This is a genomic window from Mesorhizobium sp. M0587, assembly GCF_040320945.1.
Classification (GTDB): Bacteria; Pseudomonadota; Alphaproteobacteria; order Rhizobiales; family Rhizobiaceae; genus Mesorhizobium.
Genome location: NZ_JAMYQP010000014.1, coordinates 12,303 through 30,981, shown reverse-complemented (window position 1 = coordinate 30,981; position 18,679 = coordinate 12,303). Strand labels below are relative to the sequence as shown.

Genomic DNA, 18,679 nt, shown 5'->3' with positions numbered 1-18,679 from the left:
ATGGCAGGGGACGCTGAAATGCCGCAAACAGCAGTTCATTGACAAATCATGCCCGTCACCAAAGATCCAGATATCACGTCCGCCGCCGGCCCGGCGATCATCCTGGTCGAACCGCAGCTTGGCGAGAACATCGGCATGGTCGCGCGCGCCATGGCCAATTTTGGCCTGTCAGAGCTGCGCCTGGTCAATCCGCGCGACGGCTGGCCGAGTGAGAAGGCGCGCGCCGCGGCGAGCCGCGCCGACCACGTCATCGATGCCGTCACGGTTTTCGACGATCTGGCCTCGGCACTTGCCGATCTGAACTTCGTTTTCGCCACCACGGCCAGGCAGCGCGACGGCTTCAAATCCGTGCGCGGCCCGGTCGAAGCGGGCAGGGTGCTCCGGGCCCGTCACGAAATGGGGCAGCGCACCGGCATCCTGTTCGGCCGCGAGCGCTTCGGGCTTTATAATGACGAGGTTGGCCTTGCCGACGAGATCGTCACCTTTCCCGTCGATCCCGATTTCTCCTCGCTCAACATCGCCCAGGCCGCTCTGCTGATGTCCTACGAGTGGATGAAGTCCGGCCTGGAAGACGAGACCAGAACCAACTTTGCCGGTCCGGACATGAAGCCGGCGAGCAAGGAAGAACTGCACGGCCTGTTCGCCTATCTCGAAGGCGCATTGGAAGCGCGCGGTTATTTCCGCCCCGCGCCGAAGAAGCCGAAGATGGTCGACAATCTGCGCGCCGTGCTGACGCGGGCCGGCTTCGCCGAGCCTGAACTGAAGGTGCTGCGCGGCATCATTTCCTCGCTCGATAGGTTCTCGCCGGCGATGCCGCGCGGGGACGGCTCTCCAGGCGATGATCCGAGGCGGCTGCCTGCGGCGGCCGCTCGCGCCCGCAAGGCGGAAGTCGATCGCCCGGCGCCCCCCGCCGATGGCGACGACAACGACACGCCACCGCTGGGCGGCAGGGGAACCGACAATGACTGAGCGGCCGATCCTGATGTTCGATTCCGGGGTCGGCGGGCTGACCGTGTTGCGCGAGGCGCGCGTGCTGATGCCGGACCGGCGCTTCATCTATGTCGCGGACGATGCGGCTTTCCCTTTTGGCGCCTGGGAAGAGCCGGCGTTGCGGACCCATATACTCAAGCTGTTCGCCAGGTTGCTCGAGAGGTTTACGCCGGCCATTTCGGTCATTGCCTGCAACACCGCCTCGACGCTGGTGATCGATGCGCTGCGGGACACTTTTCCCGGCCACCCCTTTGTCGGCACCGTGCCGGCGGTCAAGCCGGCGGCGGAGCGCACGCGCTCCGGACTGGTCTCGGTGCTGGCGACGCCGGGCACGGTGAAACGGCAATACACGCGCGACCTGATCAGCAAGTGGGCGCAGAAATGCCATGTCCGCCTGGTCGGCAGCAACAATCTGGCGGGGCTTGCCGAAGCCTACATGCGCCAGGGCTTCGTCGACGAGGAGGCCGTGCGGGCCGAAATCGCGCCGTGCTTCATCGAGCGTGACGGCATGCGGACCGATATCGTCGTGCTCGCCTGCACGCACTATCCCTTTCTGGTCAATCGCATGCGCAAGACCGCGCCCTGGCCGGTCGACTGGATCGATCCGGCGGAGGCGATTGCCCGGCGAGCCCTGTCGCTGCTGCCGCCCATTGACGGCGCGCTGCCGCAAAACGCGCCCGATATCGCCGTCTTCACGTCCGGCAAGGCGGATTTCGCCGTGAGCCGGCTGATGCAGGGTTTTGGGCTGACGATCGGCTGATATCAGGAACATAGGGAGAAGGACTGCGTTGGTCTCCTGTCGCGAAGGGAGAACCAGCCATGCCAGCCACTTCGAAAGCCCAGCAGAAAGCCGCCGGCGCAGCGCTCTCCGCCAAGCGCGGCGAGACGAAAAAGCGCGAACTCAAAGGCGCGTCCAGGGGAATGTACGAATCGATGAGCGAAAAGCAGCTCGAGGAATTCGCCGAGACCAAGCGAAAGGGGCTGCCGGAGAAGAAGTCGAAAGACTGATTTCGCTGGTCGAAAGATTCTTGCCGCCGTGCCCGAAAAACTTGCTCCAAACGGATGAAAGCCCGCGGCGGAACCGCGGGCTTTCGCATTCAAGCACTTGTTTTCGCCTATATCACCAGCGGTGGCAGCGCCGTATCCTCTCCACGATCACCCTGCGGTGACCATGCCGCCACACCACTCTCTTCTTCACGATGATGCGGCAGACCTGTTTGTGTCCGTGCCAATGGCGCGCCATCGCCGGTTCCGGCGCCACCGCCATCGAACCGGCAAGCACCGCGGCGCCTGCCAGGGTAAGGAAGAATTTCTTCATAAGAATTGCGCTCCTCTAGCTCCAGCCCTTCCTGGTGCCGCTGGCGCAACGACCTCCCGCCACATCCGGCACTGTATCGGACAAGGCAAACGCTATATCGTCGCCATATCCAAATCCAGCCGCAAGCTTGACACCGGTTAAAACTCGGTTTAACCAGCCGCCAACGCCGGGCAGCGATGTCCGGTGTTTGTTTTGTATACGCAGGATCGGTCACCCAGTCGTTTCTGATCCTGTTTGAACTGACGTGTCCCGTGGGTTTTCCGCCGCGTTGCGTGGGAAAACCCTGTCAGGTCTCGAAAACGGAGGCCAGAGGAGGGCGCGTTTCCTTCACCCGGACCATGAGGTTCCGGGTTATGTTGTTTTGAAAGGGAATGCGATGAGCAAGCGCGAATCCGCGAAGTACAAGATCGACCGCCGTCTTGGCGAAAATATCTGGGGCCGCCCGAAGTCCCCGGTCAACAAGCGCGAATACGGCCCCGGCCAGCACGGCCAGCGCCGCAAGGGCAAGCTTTCCGATTTCGGCCTGCAGCTGCGCGCCAAGCAGAAGCTGAAGGGTCACTATGGCGACGTTTCGGAAAAGCAGTTCCGCAAGGTCTATGAAGAGGCCGACCGCCGCAAGGGCGACACCTCCGAGAACCTGATCGGCCTGCTCGAGTCGCGTCTGGACGCGGTCGTCTACCGCGCCAAGTTCGTGCCGACCATTTTTGCCGCCCGTCAGTTCGTCAACCACGGCCACGTCAACGTCAACGGCAAGCGCGTCAACATCGGCTCGTACCGCTGCAAGCCGGGCGACGTCGTCGAAGTGCGCGAAAAGTCGAAGCAGCTGGTGATCGTCCTGGAATCGGTCGGCCTCGCCGAACGCGACGTTCCGGACTACATCGAAGCCGATCACAACAAGATGGTCGCGACCTTCTCGCGCATCCCCGGCCTGGCGGACGTTCCGTTCGCCGTCCAGATGGAACCGAACCTGGTCGTCGAATTCTATTCGCGCTGATCGAACGCATTTTGCGATGCCATCCAAAGGCCGCCCTCGAGGCGGCCTTTTCTTTGTCGGTCATGTCCGCTAATCCCGGGCGCAACGAAATGCAGAACGTCCGTTGCTCCAGGATTTGGAACTGACGCCATGAACATGCTGCCAGACGCTCAATTGCTTGAACCGGTCGCCGACGGCGAAGGCGGTTTTCATCCGCTGTTCGCCGACGTGCCGTCCTCGGTCGAGTTCAACAAACTGCGCAAGCGGCTGCTGCGGCTGACCCGACAGGCGATCGAGGACTTCTCGATGGCCAAACCGGGCCAGCGCTGGCTGGTGGCCCTTTCCGGCGGCAAGGATTCCTACGGCCTGCTTGCCATGCTGCTGGATTTGAAATGGCGCGGCCTGCTGCCGGTCGAGCTGCTGGCCTGCAACCTTGACCAGGGCCAGCCGAATTTTCCAAAACACATCCTGCCCGACTACCTCGACAGTTACGCCATTCCTCACCGCATCGAATACCAGGACACTTATTCCGTCGTCACCGACAAGCTGCCGCAAGGCAGCACCTATTGTTCGCTGTGCTCGCGGCTCAGGCGAGGCCATCTCTACCGCATCGCGCGCGAGGAGGGCTGCTCGGCGCTGGTGCTCGGCCACCACCGCGAGGACATTCTCGAAACCTTCTTCATGAACCTGTTTAATGGCGGCCGCCTCGCCGCCATGCCGCCAAAACTGCTCAACGACGAAGGCGACGTCATGGTGCTGCGCCCGCTGAGCTATTGCGCCGAGATCGACCTGGAGAAATTCGCCGCCGCGATGCGATTTCCGATCATTCCTTGCGATCTCTGCGGCAGCCAAGAAGGCCTCCAGCGCAACGCCATGAAGGCGATGCTCGACGACATCGAAAAGCGCATGCCCGGCCGCAAGGACACGATGCTTCGTGCGCTGTCCAACACCAGGCCGTCGCATCTGCTCGACAGGAAACTATTCGATTTCGCCGGCCTCGACGAAACGCCCTCCAGCAGGCAAGACATTTCCGATGACGTTTGACGACACCGCGATCGGCTGGCTGGCCAGCATCTTGGCCGAAGCAGCCGAAGCCGAAATCATGCCGCGCTTCCGTCGGCTGGGCGACGGCGACATCCGCCAGAAGACCTCGGCCGCCGACCTGGTGACCGAGGCCGACGTCAACGCCGAGCGGCTGATCACTGCCAGGTTGCGCGAACGCTACCCCACGGCAATGGTCGTCGGCGAGGAAGCCTGTTCCGACGATCCGGCGTTGTTGAATGGCCTGGGCGATGCCGACCTGGCCTTCGTCATCGATCCGGTGGATGGTACCTTCAACTTCGCGTCCGGCGTGCCGCTGTTCGGCGTCATGCTGGCGGTGGTGGCCAAGGGGGAGACCGTTGCCGGCATCATCCACGATCCCGTCGGCAAGGATTGGCTGATCGGCGCCAAGGGCGCCGGCAGCCACATCAGGCATGCGCACGGCGACCTGGAAAAGGTGCGTGTCGCGGCACCGGGGCCGATTTCGCAAATGACCGGTTCCGTCTCCTGGCAATACATGTTGGAGCCGGAGCGGTCGCGGCTGGCGCGCAACCAGACGAAGATGCTGTCGCAATTCGCCTATCGCTGCGCGGCGCATGAATACCGCCTGCTGGCCAGCGGTCATGCCCATTTCGTCGTCTACAACAAGCTGATGCCGTGGGATCACCTGGCCGGTGTGCTGATCCACGCCGAAGCCGGCGGCCATGCCGCGCGCTCCGACGGCAGCGCCTATCTGCCGTCGCATCTCGGCGGGGGCCTGCTTGTCGCGCCCGACAAGGAAAGCTGGCAGGAGCTGCGCCGCGAACTCTGGGCGAAATAAGAAAACTACAGAGCCTTGACCGGCGGGTTCTGCGGCTGGAACAGCTTGCCGCGCTCGGCCAGCAGGATCATCAGCAGCGCTGCCACCGAGACGCTGCAGAAGCCGGCGGCGAGCGGCGTCACCGTGCCGTTGAAGGCCTGGCCGATCAGCGTGCCCAGGATGCCGCCGAGGAAAGTCTGCATGAAGCCAAGGATGGATGACGCCGTGCCGGCCAGCTGGCCGAGCGGCTCCATGGCGAGCGCGTTGAAATTGGCGCCGAGCGCGCCGAACGGGAGCATGGCGCAGGCAAAGAAGGTGATGAACAGCCAGAGCGGCATCTTCATTTCCAGCGACACGACCAGCCAGGCGAGGCTGATGGTCAAAAACAGCAGCAGCGCGCTTTGCGACAGGCGGCGCATGCCGATGCGTCCGACAAGGCGCGAGTTCAGATAATTGGAGAAGGCGAGCACGCCGGCGACGCCAGCGAAGATGACCGGGAACATCTCGCCGACATCGAAGATGTTGACGTAGATCTGCTGCGCCGAGGCGATGAAGCCGAACATGGCGCCGAAGATGAAGGTGCTGGCGAAGGCATAGCAGAGCGCGATCCGGTTGGTGAGCACGATGCGGAATCCACCGACGATGGATGAAACCGTCAGTGGCCGGCGGTACTCCGGATGCAGTGTCTCGGGCAGGCGCAGCAGCGACCACGCCGAGACGATCAGCGCGCCGACGGCCATGGTGACGAAGATCAGATGCCAGGTCGCGAACAGCATGATGAACTGGCCGATCCCCGGCGCCACGACCGGGATGGCCATGAACACCATGAAGATCAGCGACATCACCTCGGCCATGCGCCGGCCGTCGAACGTATCGCGCACGATCGAGACGGCGATGACGCGCGTGGCGGCGGCACCGATGCCCTGCACGGCCCGGCATAGCAGAAGTGTCTCAAAGCTCGGCGCGATCGCGGCCGCGGCGGCCGCCGCCACATAGATGATCAGGCCGGCGACCAGCGGCGCGCGGCGTCCGAAACGATCCGAGATCGGCCCGAAGAACAGTTGCCCGCCGCCAAACCCCAGAATGTAGGCGGTGATCACATATTGCCGGTGGTTTTCATTCTCGACGCCGAGCGAGGCGCCGATCTGCTGCAGCGCCGGCAGCATGATATCGATGGCCAACGAGTTCAGCGCCATCAGCGCAGCGCACAACGCAATGAATTCCCAGCGCGGAATAGGCAGTTTGCTTGCCGATTGCGGCGCCGATGTTTGCTGGTCCACGGCAAATCCGATCTCTCAAACGAAAACGCGCCGGCGGGCCGGCGCATTGGCTCGTCCTGGTCCCCGACATCAGGGACATAAAATTGCCGAGGTGCCCCGGATCACCTGGGCATGTCGACATCGACATGCCCAGACCGAAATCAGGCGGCGCCTTTGACGCTCACGCCTTTTTCGACCAGGAACGTCTGCAACTCGCCGGCCTGGAACATTTCGCGCACGATGTCGCAGCCGCCGACGAACTCGCCCTTGACGTAGAGCTGCGGGATGGTCGGCCAGTTGGAATAGTCCTTGATGCCCTGGCGCAGTTCGGCCGAGTCCAGAACGTTCACGCCTTTGTAGTCGGCGCCGATATAATCCAGGATCTGGACGACTTGGCCGGAAAATCCGCATTGCGGGAAACCGGGCGTGCCCTTCATGAAAAGGACGACGTCGTTGCCCTTCACTTCATTGTCGATGTAGTCGTTGATGCCGCTCATTGAATATCCTTTCCCGCCTGTGGGAGTCAGGCTCGAAACATTAACCCTCAAATAAACCCATAGGTTGCCCGAAACAAGACGTTAGCCGTGCCAGGACCGAAATGGCGCAAAGGATGGGTCGTTTTGGGCCAAGCGGCTTTTGACGCCGTAGCTCGCGAGCGGTCCTTTTGGTGGGCCGGAAATGCCTTAGTCGGGAACGCTGGTCTGCAGGGCCAGCGCATGAAGCACGCCGCCCATGTTACCCTTCAGCGCGTCATAAACCATCTGGTGCTGCTGGACGCGGCTCTTGCCGCGAAAGCTCTCGGCCACCACCTCGGCCGCATAGTGGTCGCCGTCGCCGGCAAGGTCGCGGATCGTCACCTTTGCGTCCGGAATGCCGTCCTTGATAAGTTTTTCGATGTCGTGGGCGTCCATTGCCATGGCAGAATTCCTGTTTCGGGCGGGCGCTACGAGGCTGCCCGTGCGATGAGAGTCGGGGTCAAGCCTAAAGCCTTTCTGGGCTGGATTGAAGCGGTTCCGTCCAGCGTCGGGTGATTGAGCTTTACGAGATCGTCTCGCCCGGATGAACCGCGCCGTCCGTCGGGTCATCCTCGCGCGTCGAGAAGGCGCGGCCGAGGCTGAAGACCAGCACATAGAGCGGAATGTTGACCGCCAGGCTGGCAATCGGGAGATAGCCGGTCATCCGCCAGGCAGGCGAGAAGAAGGGCTGGCCATAACCATCGCAGGCAAGCGAAGAGCCGTATTCCCAAAGCGCCCCTATGGCCGCCGCGGCGATGAAAAGCTTGATGCAGGTGACGATATGCCTTGCCCGCGCCGGCTCCGGCGAAATCCGACCCCATAGCACCAGGCAGACGATCGGAACGGCATAGATGAGGTTCTGGGCGAGGAGCATCGGAATAGTGCCGTTGGCCGCGTCAAGAAATTCCGCGCGCGTTGCCAACCGCGGGCAAACCTCGCTCGAGGTCGTCGACAGCAGGAAGAGAACGAACGGCCCGAGAAACCAGAAGAAGAACAGCGACGGCCAGAAGACGACTGCGAGCAGCGCCCGGGCGGCCAGTTTCCTGTGATTGAGCATGATCTCTGGACAAAACGGTTTTCCGTTTGTCCGAGAAAAACGGTTCCCACTTTTCGGGATCATGCTCTGGTCAAATGGCCTGGTCCATGAAGCGGGGGAACCAGCCTTCGTGCGCGGCGGTCAAGTCGCTGACCGGGATTGCCCGTGCTTCGCCAAGCTTCAACGTGTTGCCGCCGGTGGAGCCGATCCATGGCGCGAAAATGCCGGCTTCATTTTGCTGCTTGCGGATGGCGTCCCATTCATCACCATGCGGGTCGATCGACAGCGTCAGCAGATAGCGGCCCTGATCCTCGCCGAACCAGACCGGAATCGGATCGGTGCCGACAAGGCCGGGAACGGTCGCACCGATGCCCGCCGCCATCGCCATTTCAGCCAGCGCCACGGCGATGCCGCCGTCGGAAACATCATGCGCCGCCGTGACGATCCCGGAGGCGATCAGGGCGCGCACATGGTCGCCGACGCGCTTTTCATGCTCGAGGTCGACCGGCGGCGGCGGGCCGTCGGTGCGTCCGTGAATATCGCGCATATATACCGACTGGCCGAGATGCGTTCCCCACGAAGCGGGCGCGCCGACCAGCAGGATCATCTGGCCCTCCGCCGCGAAGCCGGCGCGTACCATCTTCGACCAATCGGCGATCAGGCCGACGCCGCCGATGGTCGGTGTCGGCAGGATGCCCTGGCCGTTGGTTTCGTTGTAGAGCGAGACATTGCCGGAGACGATCGGGAAACCGAGCGCGCGGCAGGCGTCGCCAATGCCTTTCACCGCGCCGACCAGCTGGCCCATGATCTCGGGCCGTTCCGGATTGCCGAAATTGAGATTGTCGGTGGCGGCGAGCGGCAGCGCGCCGGTGGCGGTCAGGTTGCGCCAGCATTCGGCCACCGCTTGCTTGCCGCCCTCGTAGGGATCGGCCTCGCAGTAGCGCGGCGTCACGTCGGAGGAGAAGGCGAGCGCCTTGGTGGGATGGCCGTCGACACGCACCACGCCGGCATCGCCGCCTGGAAGTTGCAGCGAATTGCCCTGGATGAGCGTGTCGTATTGCTCCCACACCCAGCGGCGCGAGGAGAGATCGGGTCCGCCGAGCAGCTTCAACAGCGCCTCGGCGATGTCGGCCTGCGGAACGTCGTTGGCGGCAAGCGGTGCCGGTTTCTTCGGCTCGACCCAGGGGCGATCGTATTCCGGAGCCTTGTCGCCGAGATCCTTGATCGGCAGATCGGCGACCTCGTCGCCCTGATGCAGCACGCGGAAGCGCAGATCGTCGGTGGTCTTGCCGACGATGGCGAAGTCGAGGCCCCATTTGTGGAAGATCGCCTCGGCTTCTTTTTCTTTTTCGGGGCGCAGCACCATCAGCATGCGCTCCTGGCTTTCCGACAGCATCATCTCGTAGGCGCTCATGCGCTCTTCGCGCACCGGCACCTTGTCGAGATCGAGCTCGATGCCAAGGTCGCCCTTGGCTCCCATTTCGACAGCCGAGCAGGTGAGGCCGGCCGCCCCCATGTCCTGGATGGCGATGACCGCGCCCGAGGCCATCAGTTCGAGGCAGGCCTCGAGCAGGCACTTTTCGGTGAAGGGGTCGCCGACCTGCACGGTCGGGCGCTTTTCGTCGATCTTGTCGTCGAATTCGGCCGACGCCATGGTGGCGCCGCCGACACCGTCGCGGCCGGTCTTTGCGCCGAGATAGACGACGGGCAGGCCGACGCCCTTGGCTTCCGACAGGAAGATCGCGTCGGTCCTGGCAAGGCCCGCCGCAAAGGCGTTGACCAGAATGTTGCCGTTATAGCGGGCGTCGAAATTGACCTCGCCGCCGACCGTCGGCACGCCGAAGGAATTGCCATAGCCGCCCACGCCGGAAACCACGCCAGCGACGAGATGCCTGGTCTTGGGATGGTCCGGCGCGCCGAAGCGCAGCGCGTTCATCGCCGCGATCGGCCGCGCGCCCATGGTGAAGACATCGCGCAAAATGCCCCCGACGCCGGTCGCGGCACCCTGGTAGGGCTCGATGAAGGAGGGGTGGTTATGGCTCTCCATCTTGAAGACGACGCAGTCGCCGTCACCGATGTCGACCACGCCGGCATTCTCGCCCGGACCCTGGATGACCTGGGGGCCGGTGGTCGGCAGCGTGCGCAGCCATTTCTTCGAGGATTTGTAGGAGCAGTGCTCGTTCCACATCGCCGAGAAGATGCCGAGTTCGGTAAAGCTCGGCTCACGTCCGACGAGATCGAGAATGCGCTGATACTCGTCGGGCTTCAGCCCGTGTGAGGCAATGAGCTCGGGGGTGATCGGCACGGAATTGGAAATTGTCATGGGTGGCGATTTTATCCGGGTGCATTGGGATTTTGAGTCCCGTCTTATCGCAAGCCGACAGGCCAATACACCCATGGATTACCGAAAAACGCGTGAAAACCGGACAAAACCACAAGGCAATCCGGAGCGGCTGGCTTACCTGCGCGAGCGAGGGACCTGGGGCTCAGGAGAAGCTGTCGTAGCCGGCGCGGCCCTCATCGAGAAGCCGCCGGATGACCGCGACGCCCTCGGCAACGTCCTTGCGCTGACTTGGCTGCGAAACGCCGAAGCGAACACCGTGGAAGACCTGCTCGGAGCGGCCCGCCTTGAACTCGTCCTCGTCGTCGATCAGCACGCCGTGCCCGAGGCAGGCATTCTTGAAGGTGCCGGAAAGCCAGGGATCAGGCAGGGTCAGCCAGACAAAGGGCACGTTATCGTGCGACCGGAACTCAAAGCCGGCCAAGGTATCGCGCACGATCGCGGTACGGGCATTGATTTCGGCTATGCTGCGTTTGCGGATGTCGCTGGCCTGGCCGGAAAGCACCAGCCGCGCATTCACTTCCGCCAGCAGGAAGGGCATGCCGCCGGTCATCATCTTGTGGGCGACCCGGATGCGATGACGATAGGCAGGCGGGCAGGAGAGCCAGCCGCCGCGCACGCCCGCTGCGACCGACTTCGACAGGCCGCCGGCGACAATCGTTCTCTCCGGGGCATATTCGGCAAGCAGTGGCGTCGGGTCATCGGTCAAGTCGCCATAGAGATCGTCCTCGATGACAATGACGTTGTATTCGCGCGCGACGCGCGCAATTGCCTCACGTCGCGTCGCCGACAAGGTCACCAGGGTCGGGTTCTGCGCCGTCGGTATCAGAAACATCATCCTGGGATGCTTTTGCGCACAGACGCGCTCGAAATCGGCGGGATCGATGCCTTGGTCGTCCGACGCCACCAAGGCCGTCCGCCGGCCGATCAGTCCGGCGCTGCGGGAAATCTGCGAATAGGTGAGGTGCTCGAAGACGACATAATCGCCGGGCGTGGTCAATGCCGCGATCACCGCCATGACCGCGGCATGGGTACCGAGCGTCGGAACGATCATGTCCGCGGTTGGGCGGAAGGAATTTCGCGACAGCCAGCGGGCGCCGGCTTCATACCAGCGGTCCGGAAAATCCCGCGTGTAGCTTGAAATCTCATGCGGGTGATCCCGCGCCGTGCGCGACAAGACCTCGGCGATATCAGCGCCCTGGCCGATATCGGGCGCTGCCGTGCTGTCGAAACGCAGCTTGCCGCGCGGCGCATCGATGAAACGCGTGCCTTCGCCGGCAACCTCCGGAACCAGGAAATCCGCTTTCGCGCCGTCGGCACGCTGGCCGAGCACATAGGTGCCGCGCCCGACTTCGCCGCTCACCAGCCCGCGTTCACGCAGCAATTGATAGGCCCGGCCAATCGTGCCGACCGTGGCGCCGATGTCGTAGGCGAGGTCGCGCTGCGGCGGCAGCTTTGCTCCGGCCTCGATCGTTCCCCGATCGATGTCCGTCTCGATTGCATCCGCCAGGCGTTGGTACAGCGGCCCGGAGCCCGTGAGGTTTGGAATCCAATTTGTCATGGTGACAATTTTCTATATTGCGTGCATTTGGGAGTCAATACATATCAGTATCGCATCAAAAAGGGCGCAATTGAAGGTTCTGGCGGAAAGAAAATGAATACAATTGTGACAATCCACCGTTCAACAGCCGAATTGTCGGGCCAAGCGGTACGCCCATCGGGCCGGCGAGGCTTTGTCAGCCGCGTGGTGCGCGTGTTCACGTCGCTGGCGAGATGGATCGACGCGATGCTTGATCGTCGGCGCAACCGGCTGGCGCTGCTCGAAATGACCGACGATCAGCTCAAGGATATCGGCGTCTCGCGCTGCGATGCCCATCGGGAGGGCATCAGGCCCTTCTGGGATTAGCCTTGGTCCTGAGCTGCGCGACACCGTGATCGACGGGAACGGCGACGACGCATATCACCAGGAACAGCCCGGTGATAGCGAGCGCCGCCAATGCGACGCTGGCCGCTCCGTTCCTGGCGACATCGAGGAACGGGTAGGGCACCTCGCCGGCAAATGGCGCTCGCGCCAGCGCATAGGCCAGATAGGCAATGGGGTAGAGCATCCACCAGGATATGTCGGCCCAGCGGGTCCTGCCGTCTGCGCCCGCTGTCAGCCACCACAGCACGAACAGCACCGGTGTCACATAGTGCAGAAGGACATCGCAGAGCAGGAACAAGCCCTGCGGATGCCAGAGCCGGGCCAGCACCGTGGCGTAGACGATGAACACCAGAGTGATTGAAACCGCGACTCCGGCCCGGATCCGGGGGCCGGCGAAGGCAGGCAGCCATGGGTGCGCGGCTGGCGACAGCAGCGACATATGCACCAGCACCGCGCCGAAATTGGTCAGGATAGTGAAGAAGCTGAAATAGAAGACTATCGAACCAGGCAGGCCGCGGCCCGCTTCCATCGACGCCGGAATGGTGATGCAGAACTGCAGGACAAGCCCGGCCAGACCTATGGCCAGGCCCGCGACCTGCAGAAAGCGGCCCACCGCTATGCGGCTGCGGCGCAGGCGGGATTGCCCGTTTGCCAGCGTGCGATGTCCAAGCCGATGCGCGCGCCCAGCGGGTCGTTCATCAGTGGTCCGAACGCCTCGACGCGGCTCGAATTGCCTTGCGCCTGCACGACGAGCAAGGGTTTGCCGCCATAGTGCTTGGCCGGCACCAGCAGGAAACGCGGCGTGCCGCTGAAAGAGTTCAGTTCGTTGGCCATTTGATATTGCTTGAAGGCCGGGTCCTTGCTGGCGATCCAGCATTTATGGGCTGATATCGCCACCTGTTCCATGGCGAGCAGCGAGGCACTTTTGCCAGAAGGGACAGGTGCGCTCTTTGGGGTCGATTGGCAGGATGCAAGGGTGAAGCCCGCCGCGACAACGAGGGCGATCGTCTTCATCTTGATCAAGCGGCACCCATCTCGAGTTCGGACAGAAAGATCTTCAAGCCGTCGGTCATCTCCCCCCACACTCGCGACAATGCCGGGTGCTGCGACGCGATCTGTTCATAGGCGTCGAATTTGGGATAGGCGTCGAGCAGGTCGTGGCGGCCGGTCATGGCGCGGAAATTGTTCAAGATGAATCGCGTCGGGGTTAGCCATGCGTCGGCGAAGCTGATGTCGTTGCCGAGTGCGAACGGGCCCTGCGCCATGCGCGTCTCGATTGCCGCCAGTCCGTGATGCAGGCGGGCGAATTGGGCGTCGATCTGTGCGCTGTCGCGCTTCGGCACGAAATGCAGCTCGAAAAGCTTCATCGTCGGTGTCAGCACATCGAGATCGGTGATGCGGGCGAACATGCGCACCAGCGCACGGTCCTTGGAATCGGGCGGCAGCAGCGCGGGTTCGGGAAAGCGCTCTTCCAGATATTCGGCGATGACCACCGATTCGACGATCGTCTCGCCCGAGCCGGTGATCAGTACCGGAATCCGGTTGAGTGGTGAAATGGCGCGAAACGCTTCGGGGATCGGAAAGCCGGGCGGCGGCGCGATGATCTTGAGCGGCACGTCCTTGATGTAGGCCAGCGCCCGCACGATGGATGAATAGGGCGACAACGGCCGCGAATAGAGTTTCATGACCGTCTCTCTCCCCCATAAAACGGACTTGCCCAATGAAGCGGGCTGGAATGATGTCAGGCGGCAATGCCGAGCGCACTCTCGAACAGCCCACGACCGTCGCTGCCGCCATGGGCCGCTTCGATCAGGTTTTCCGGGTGCGGCATAAGGCCGAGCACATTGCCGCGTTCGTTGATGATACCGGCAATGTCGTTGATCGAGCCGTTGGGGTTGGTGCCTTCCGCATAGCGGAACACCACCTGTCCCTCGCCTTCGAGGCGGGCAAGCGCGTCGGCATCGGCGAAGTAGTTGCCGTCATGATGGGCGACCGGCGAGCGGATGATCTGGCCCGGCTGATAGCGGCGGGTGAACATGGTGTTGGCGTTGGTGATCTCAAGCTTCACCTGCCGGCAGACGAACTTCAGCGAAGTGTTGCGCATCAAGGCGCCTGGCAGCAGGCCGGCCTCAACCAGGATCTGAAAGCCGTTGCAGACGCCGATGACCGTCACCCCCGCAGCTGCCTTTTCGGCGACCGCCCGCATGATGGGCATGCGTGCCGCGATCGCGCCGCAACGCAGATAGTCGCCGAAGGAAAAGCCCCCCGGAATGGCGATCAGGTCGACGTCCGGGATCTCGGTGTCGGTCTGCCACACCGTGACCGGCGGCTTTCCGGAAATCTTGGTCAGCGCCGCGATCATGTCGCGGTCGCGGTTGAGACCAGGCAGGAGGACGACGGCTGATTTCATTGTGGTTCGTAAGGCCTCTGGGCTTTGGCGCGTTCGCGCAGGTCGGTACGGCGTTCTATGCGTTCGATCCGATCGTCGTGACGAGTGAGAATGCCATATATGTTATGGATATCGTTTTGGGTCGCGACCATGTGGCCGCGTATCACATTCAACTCCCGCTTAACCTTGGCGTCATCTTGACGGAGTTCAGCGACTTCGTGATGCACGCGCTTCAGAAGTTCGAACATCAATTCATTCGTGACTTCCGACATCATGCCTCCGGTACAACCTCAGGTAAGTGTCACACTATAGTTCTCAATCACGGTATTCGCCAGCAGCTTGTCGCACATCGCCTTCAGATCGGCCTCGGCCTTGGTCTTGTCGCTTTCCGCCAGTTCGACGTCGAACACCTTACCCTGGCGCACCGCACCGACGCCGCCGAACCCCAGCCCGGACAGCGCGTGCTCGATCGCCTTGCCTTGCGGGTCGAGGACACCGTTCTTGAGGGTCACGGTAATGCGGGCCTTGATCACGCTGGACATGCTCCTGTTCGAATCCCTGGTCAGTGCGGCTTGCCTTTGATGCCTTCGGTCGAGGCGACAAGCACCGGGCCCATGGGGCGCGGCGGCTCGTTCTCGTTCATGATTCCGAGGCGGCGGGCAACTTCCTGGTAGGCTTCGACGAGGCCGCCCATGTCGCGGCGGAAACGGTCCTTGTCGAGCTTGTCCTGCGTCGCCACGTCCCACAGGCGGCAGGAGTCCGGCGAAATCTCGTCGGCGACGACGATGCGCATCATGTCGCCCTCGAACAGGCGGCCGCATTCGATCTTGAAATCGACAAGCTGGATGCCGACGCCCATGAACAGGCCGGAGAGGAAGTCGTTGACGCGGATGGCAAGCGCCATGACGTCGTCGATTTCCTGCGGGCTTGCCCAGCCGAAGGCGGTAATGTGTTCTTCCGACACCATCGGATCGTCGAGCGCGTCGGCCTTGTAATAGAATTCGATGATCGAGCGCGGCAGAACGGTGCCTTCCTCGATGCCGAGGCGCGTCGACAGCGAACCGGCGGCGACATTGCGCACGACCACTTCGAGCGGGATGATCTCGACTTCCTTGATCAACTGCTCGCGCATGTTGAGCCGGCGGATGAAGTGGGTCGGGATGCCCATGCGGTTAAGATGATTGAAGATGTGCTCGGAAATGCGGTTGTTGAGCACGCCCTTGCCGTCGACAACCTCGTGTTTCTTCTTGTTGAATGCGGTCGCGTCATCCTTGAAGAACTGGATGAGCGTGCCCGGCTCGGGGCCCTCATAGAGGATCTTGGCCTTGCCTTCATAAATGCGGCGGCGATTTTTCATCTGATTTTTCTCTGGATTTCCGGGCAGGCGGCAAGCAACCATTTCCTGTCCGTGGGCCTGAAATAGTGCGGCTACGGTAGGGTTCAATGCCGGGTCTATCCCAATCGCACCGTTTGCTCAATCGGCAAATCCTTTCAATCAACCGCTTTCGGGACTGAAATGCCGCAGCGCAGCATGCAATGAAGCATATTGACCGGCTCGCGACCTTTTGGTTTGTGCTTCGGCGACACACATATTCGCCTTCAACGAATCGGATTTGACCCGGAGGGACGCCATGAGCAGCATGAAGGATCGCGAAGAGGGGTTTGAGCGCAAGTTCGCCTTCGATGAGGAACTTCGGTTCAAGGCTGCGGCGCGCCGCAACAAGGCGCTCGGCCTGTGGGCCGCCGAAAAGCTCGGAAAATCCGGCGCTGATGCCGACGCTTATGCCAAGGAAGTGGTTGTTTCCGATATCGAGGAAGCAGGCGACCACGACGTGTTCCGCAAGATCCGCAAGGATTTCGATGCCGCCGGTGTCGATCAGTCCGATCATCAGATCCGCCGCACCATGGACGAACTGATGGCGCAGGCGATCGAGCAGATCAAGAACACCTGATCCGGCCGCTGGACCAATCGACCGCCCGGTTCGCCCGGGCGGTTTTTCTTTGCCTTTGCCGCGATTTCAAGCTGAAACTGCGGTGATTAACAAGGAAAGCTCCGATGTCCCTGAAGTCCCGCCTTGCCGCCGATGAAACGCTGATCACCGCCTGGTCGGGCGTACCGGACGCCTTGACCGTCGAGATCCTCGCCAGACAGGACTTCGATGCCGTCACCCTCGACATGCAGCATGGCGGGCATCACGAAGACAGCGTTCTGCGGGGGCTCGCGCCGGTGCTGGCAACCGGCAAGCCGGCGCTGGTGCGTATTCCCGTCGGCCGTTTCGATATGGCGAGCCGGGCGCTCGATTTCGGCGCCGAAGCGGTCATCGCGCCGATGGTGAACTCGGTCGCCGATGCAAAACTCTTCGCCGCGGCGATGAAATATCCGCCGCTCGGCGAGCGCTCCTGGGGCCCGACCTATGCCTTCCCGCGCCATGGCAAGGGCGACCAGGCCGAGTGGCTGCGCGACGCCAACCAGCGCACCATGGCCTTCGCCATGGTCGAGACGCGCGCCGCACTCGACGCGCTCGACGGCATTCTCGACACGCCGGGCATTGACGGCATTTTCCTCGGACCGTCGGATTTCTCGATCGCCTGGTCGAACGGCGCAACCGTCAATTCGACGCTCGAAAGCATGATGGAAACCGTGGGCTCGATCGCCGAGCGTACCCGCAAGGCCGGCAAGCACGCGGCGATCTATGTCATCGAACCGGCCATCGCCGGCCGCGTCGTGGCGATGGGCTATCGCCTGCTGGCCACCGGATCCGAGCATTCGCTGATTTCACTGGGGGCAAAGACCCTGCTGAAGGGCATTCGGGACTCGATCGAAGCCTGAATCCGAACCGGACGAACGGCCGCCGCGAGTATCATGTGGTCAGGCCTTCGCCGCGAGCGCCGCTGCGACGGACCGGTCGCGTCTCAATTTGTCGAACGGGGCAGCGATCGTCCGGACCCACCAGTTGTTGAAGGCCATCAGCGGCAAAGCCGCCAGGATCGAACCCAGTATGGCCGCGGTGGCGCCGAGTGCGGCGGAGCCGCTGGTCAACAGGACCCATGATCCCAGTGAGCAGATGACCGGCACATGCACGAGGTACAGCGGGAAAGACAGATCGCCCAGGAAACGTGCTGCCTTACCAGAGAGCCATGACGGTGGGTCATCCATACTCAGCATGGCGTAGACCAACATGATGCTTGCCGGGATGGCCACGCAGGCTTGCCGCAAGCCTACATCGGAAACTGCAATCTCAAGCACGGCGAAGGGGCTGTATATGCCTACAGAACTCCCGGCATAGCCCAGAAGCGCCAGGGAAAACGTCACCATGGCACCTGACAGCCACCGATTCGGACGAAAACCCATGGCAAGAAAAGAATAGAGCAGGAGGCTGGCCGGAAAGGCGCAAAAAAAGAAACTGACTTGCAACGTCAGGAATATGCCTATTGCGATGCCGAACCAGGACAGCAGCGCCGAGCGGTCTTGGACGAAAAAGATAATGGGGGCGAGGGCGAAGGTCAGCATGCTGCCCCAGAACTCGAACATCATGGTCCAAAGGCTGCTGTCATAATACCGGTCACCGTAAACGAACGTCCGCCAGGCCCCTTGCAGGAACGCGTCGGCGAAACTCGCGGTCTCTCGCGAAAGCACCTTTGAGGCATTGCCGAAGCTGCTCAGCCACTCAGACTGGGTGAGAGCGGCCGCATCCTCGAAAAAGTACAGGTCGAGCTTGAAGATGATGCAGGACGACAGAACCGCGACAACCACTGGACCAGCCAGGCGCGGCAAGCGCTTGATCGCGCCCAGCAGAAGATCTTCTGCTTTGCGGGACTGAAAATAACGCTTCACAAGCACATAGGACGAAAGGACGAAGAACAAGCAGACGGCAGAGCTGCCATTGAAGGCGATGAAAGCGAGACTTGTTTTGAGCGATTGCGCGGCCTTGTCTCCAGCGCCGTCCGCCGACGGCGCAAAAGCACGCAGAGTATGCCCGTTCACAACGACGAGCGCCGCGACGCCTCTCAAGAGTTCGAGGGAAGCATCCTTGCGCACGTGTTGGCCTTTGTTTGACGGCGAAGAATTGTTATTTTAGCTGTAGCGCATATTT

Annotated in this window: 24 protein-coding genes; 9 read left to right on the top strand and 15 right to left on the bottom strand. The window is 62.3% G+C overall.

Going from position 1 to position 18,679, the window contains the following annotated elements; translation table 11 throughout:
- The first annotated feature begins 48 nt into the window (after positions 1–48).
- From NKI49_RS15110 to NKI49_RS15100, 3 genes are read left to right on the top strand one after another with little or no spacing between them, the layout of a single operon-like run.
- Positions 49–969, top strand: a complete 921-nt coding sequence (locus NKI49_RS15110; protein WP_352602371.1) for an RNA methyltransferase — start codon at positions 49–51, stop codon at positions 967–969.
- Positions 962–1,750 (top strand): glutamate racemase, encoded by a 789-nt coding sequence (gene murI, locus NKI49_RS15105; RefSeq protein ID WP_352602369.1) that lies wholly within the window; start codon positions 962–964, stop codon positions 1,748–1,750. Before NKI49_RS15110 ends, murI begins: the two co-directional genes overlap by 8 nt.
- A 59-nt stretch (positions 1,751–1,809) precedes the next feature.
- Complete coding sequence (locus NKI49_RS15100; RefSeq protein WP_352602367.1) at positions 1,810–1,998, top strand: DUF3008 family protein; 189 nt, start codon at positions 1,810–1,812, stop codon at positions 1,996–1,998.
- 112 nt (positions 1,999–2,110) lie between these two features.
- Here the strand turns inward: NKI49_RS15100 and NKI49_RS15095 are convergent, their stop codons facing one another.
- Positions 2,111–2,308 (bottom strand): hypothetical protein, encoded by a 198-nt coding sequence (locus NKI49_RS15095; RefSeq protein WP_027042433.1) that lies wholly within the window; start codon positions 2,306–2,308, stop codon positions 2,111–2,113.
- A gap of 376 nt (positions 2,309–2,684) precedes the next feature.
- Between NKI49_RS15095 and rpsD the strand changes: the two genes are divergently transcribed.
- From rpsD to NKI49_RS15080, 3 genes are all read left to right on the top strand, one after another.
- On the top strand, positions 2,685–3,302 hold the full coding sequence (gene rpsD / locus NKI49_RS15090) for a 30S ribosomal protein S4 (protein WP_013895883.1): 618 nt from the start codon (positions 2,685–2,687) through the stop codon (positions 3,300–3,302).
- Positions 3,303–3,431: 129 nt separating this feature from the next.
- Positions 3,432–4,325 carry a tRNA 2-thiocytidine(32) synthetase TtcA gene (gene ttcA, locus NKI49_RS15085; protein ID WP_352602364.1) on the top strand — a complete coding sequence of 298 codons (894 nt, stop codon included), beginning with the start codon at positions 3,432–3,434 and terminating at the stop codon, positions 4,323–4,325.
- Positions 4,315–5,142, top strand: coding sequence for an inositol monophosphatase family protein (locus NKI49_RS15080; RefSeq protein ID WP_352602362.1), 828 nt, complete (start codon positions 4,315–4,317; stop codon positions 5,140–5,142). The genes ttcA and NKI49_RS15080 overlap by 11 nt, the downstream gene beginning before the upstream one ends.
- A gap of 5 nt (positions 5,143–5,147) precedes the next feature.
- Here the strand turns inward: NKI49_RS15080 and NKI49_RS15075 are convergent, their stop codons facing one another.
- The 6 genes from NKI49_RS15075 to NKI49_RS15050 all read right to left on the bottom strand — a co-directional run bounded on the left by NKI49_RS15075 (position 5,148) and on the right by NKI49_RS15050 (position 11,833).
- Positions 5,148–6,401 (bottom strand): multidrug effflux MFS transporter, encoded by a 1,254-nt coding sequence (locus NKI49_RS15075; protein ID WP_352695669.1) that lies wholly within the window; start codon positions 6,399–6,401, stop codon positions 5,148–5,150.
- Between the two features lie 140 nt (positions 6,402–6,541).
- Positions 6,542–6,877 carry a Grx4 family monothiol glutaredoxin gene (grxD, locus tag NKI49_RS15070; RefSeq protein WP_010909091.1) on the bottom strand — a complete coding sequence of 112 codons (336 nt, stop codon included), beginning with the start codon at positions 6,875–6,877 and terminating at the stop codon, positions 6,542–6,544.
- Positions 6,878–7,063: 186 nt separating this feature from the next.
- Positions 7,064–7,297 carry a BolA/IbaG family iron-sulfur metabolism protein gene (locus NKI49_RS15065; RefSeq protein WP_010909092.1) on the bottom strand — a complete coding sequence of 78 codons (234 nt, stop codon included), beginning with the start codon at positions 7,295–7,297 and terminating at the stop codon, positions 7,064–7,066.
- 121 nt (positions 7,298–7,418) lie between these two features.
- Positions 7,419–7,952, bottom strand: a complete 534-nt coding sequence (locus NKI49_RS15060; protein WP_352602357.1) for a hypothetical protein — start codon at positions 7,950–7,952, stop codon at positions 7,419–7,421.
- A gap of 70 nt (positions 7,953–8,022) precedes the next feature.
- Complete coding sequence (gene purL, locus NKI49_RS15055) at positions 8,023–10,254, bottom strand: phosphoribosylformylglycinamidine synthase subunit PurL (protein ID WP_352602355.1); 2,232 nt, start codon at positions 10,252–10,254, stop codon at positions 8,023–8,025.
- A gap of 163 nt (positions 10,255–10,417) precedes the next feature.
- Positions 10,418–11,833 (bottom strand): aminotransferase-like domain-containing protein, encoded by a 1,416-nt coding sequence (locus NKI49_RS15050; protein WP_352602353.1) that lies wholly within the window; start codon positions 11,831–11,833, stop codon positions 10,418–10,420.
- Between the two features lie 93 nt (positions 11,834–11,926).
- Here NKI49_RS15050 and NKI49_RS15045 point away from each other — a divergent pair, with 93 nt between their 5' ends.
- Positions 11,927–12,178 carry a DUF1127 domain-containing protein gene (locus NKI49_RS15045; protein WP_352602351.1) on the top strand — a complete coding sequence of 84 codons (252 nt, stop codon included), beginning with the start codon at positions 11,927–11,929 and terminating at the stop codon, positions 12,176–12,178.
- Here the strand turns inward: NKI49_RS15045 and NKI49_RS15040 are convergent.
- From NKI49_RS15040 to purC, 7 genes are read right to left on the bottom strand one after another with little or no spacing between them, the layout of a single operon-like run.
- Complete coding sequence (locus tag NKI49_RS15040) at positions 12,159–12,809, bottom strand: Pr6Pr family membrane protein (RefSeq protein ID WP_352602349.1); 651 nt, start codon at positions 12,807–12,809, stop codon at positions 12,159–12,161. The two genes, NKI49_RS15045 and NKI49_RS15040, sit on opposite strands and share 20 nt — an antisense overlap.
- Before the next feature lie 2 nt (positions 12,810–12,811).
- Complete coding sequence (locus NKI49_RS15035; protein WP_352602566.1) at positions 12,812–13,210, bottom strand: hypothetical protein; 399 nt, start codon at positions 13,208–13,210, stop codon at positions 12,812–12,814.
- A gap of 5 nt (positions 13,211–13,215) precedes the next feature.
- Positions 13,216–13,881, bottom strand: coding sequence for a glutathione S-transferase family protein (locus tag NKI49_RS15030; RefSeq protein WP_352602347.1), 666 nt, complete (start codon positions 13,879–13,881; stop codon positions 13,216–13,218).
- Between the two features lie 56 nt (positions 13,882–13,937).
- Complete coding sequence (gene purQ, locus NKI49_RS15025) at positions 13,938–14,606, bottom strand: phosphoribosylformylglycinamidine synthase subunit PurQ (RefSeq protein WP_027028124.1); 669 nt, start codon at positions 14,604–14,606, stop codon at positions 13,938–13,940.
- A complete protein-coding gene (locus tag NKI49_RS15020; RefSeq protein WP_352602345.1) occupies positions 14,603–14,857 on the bottom strand; it encodes a hypothetical protein in 255 nt (84 codons plus the stop codon). Before NKI49_RS15020 ends, purQ begins: the two co-directional genes overlap by 4 nt.
- 18 nt (positions 14,858–14,875) lie before the next feature.
- Positions 14,876–15,118, bottom strand: coding sequence for a phosphoribosylformylglycinamidine synthase subunit PurS (gene purS, locus NKI49_RS15015; RefSeq protein WP_352602564.1), 243 nt, complete (start codon positions 15,116–15,118; stop codon positions 14,876–14,878).
- 29 nt (positions 15,119–15,147) lie between these two features.
- Positions 15,148–15,942: a phosphoribosylaminoimidazolesuccinocarboxamide synthase gene (gene purC, locus NKI49_RS15010; protein ID WP_352602343.1), complete on the bottom strand. Its 795-nt coding sequence runs from the start codon at positions 15,940–15,942 to the stop codon at positions 15,148–15,150.
- A 274-nt stretch (positions 15,943–16,216) separates the two neighbouring features.
- Between purC and NKI49_RS15005 the strand changes: the two genes are divergently transcribed.
- On the top strand, positions 16,217–16,537 hold the full coding sequence (locus NKI49_RS15005) for a DUF1476 domain-containing protein (RefSeq protein ID WP_027028128.1): 321 nt from the start codon (positions 16,217–16,219) through the stop codon (positions 16,535–16,537).
- A gap of 104 nt (positions 16,538–16,641) precedes the next feature.
- Entirely contained in the window at positions 16,642–17,415 is a 774-nt protein-coding gene (locus NKI49_RS15000) for an HpcH/HpaI aldolase family protein (protein ID WP_352602341.1), read from the top strand.
- A 39-nt stretch (positions 17,416–17,454) separates the two neighbouring features.
- Here NKI49_RS15000 and NKI49_RS14995 read toward each other — a convergent pair whose 3' ends face one another.
- Entirely contained in the window at positions 17,455–18,624 is a 1,170-nt protein-coding gene (locus tag NKI49_RS14995; protein WP_352602339.1) for an acyltransferase family protein, read from the bottom strand.
- Positions 18,625–18,679 lie beyond the last annotated feature (55 nt).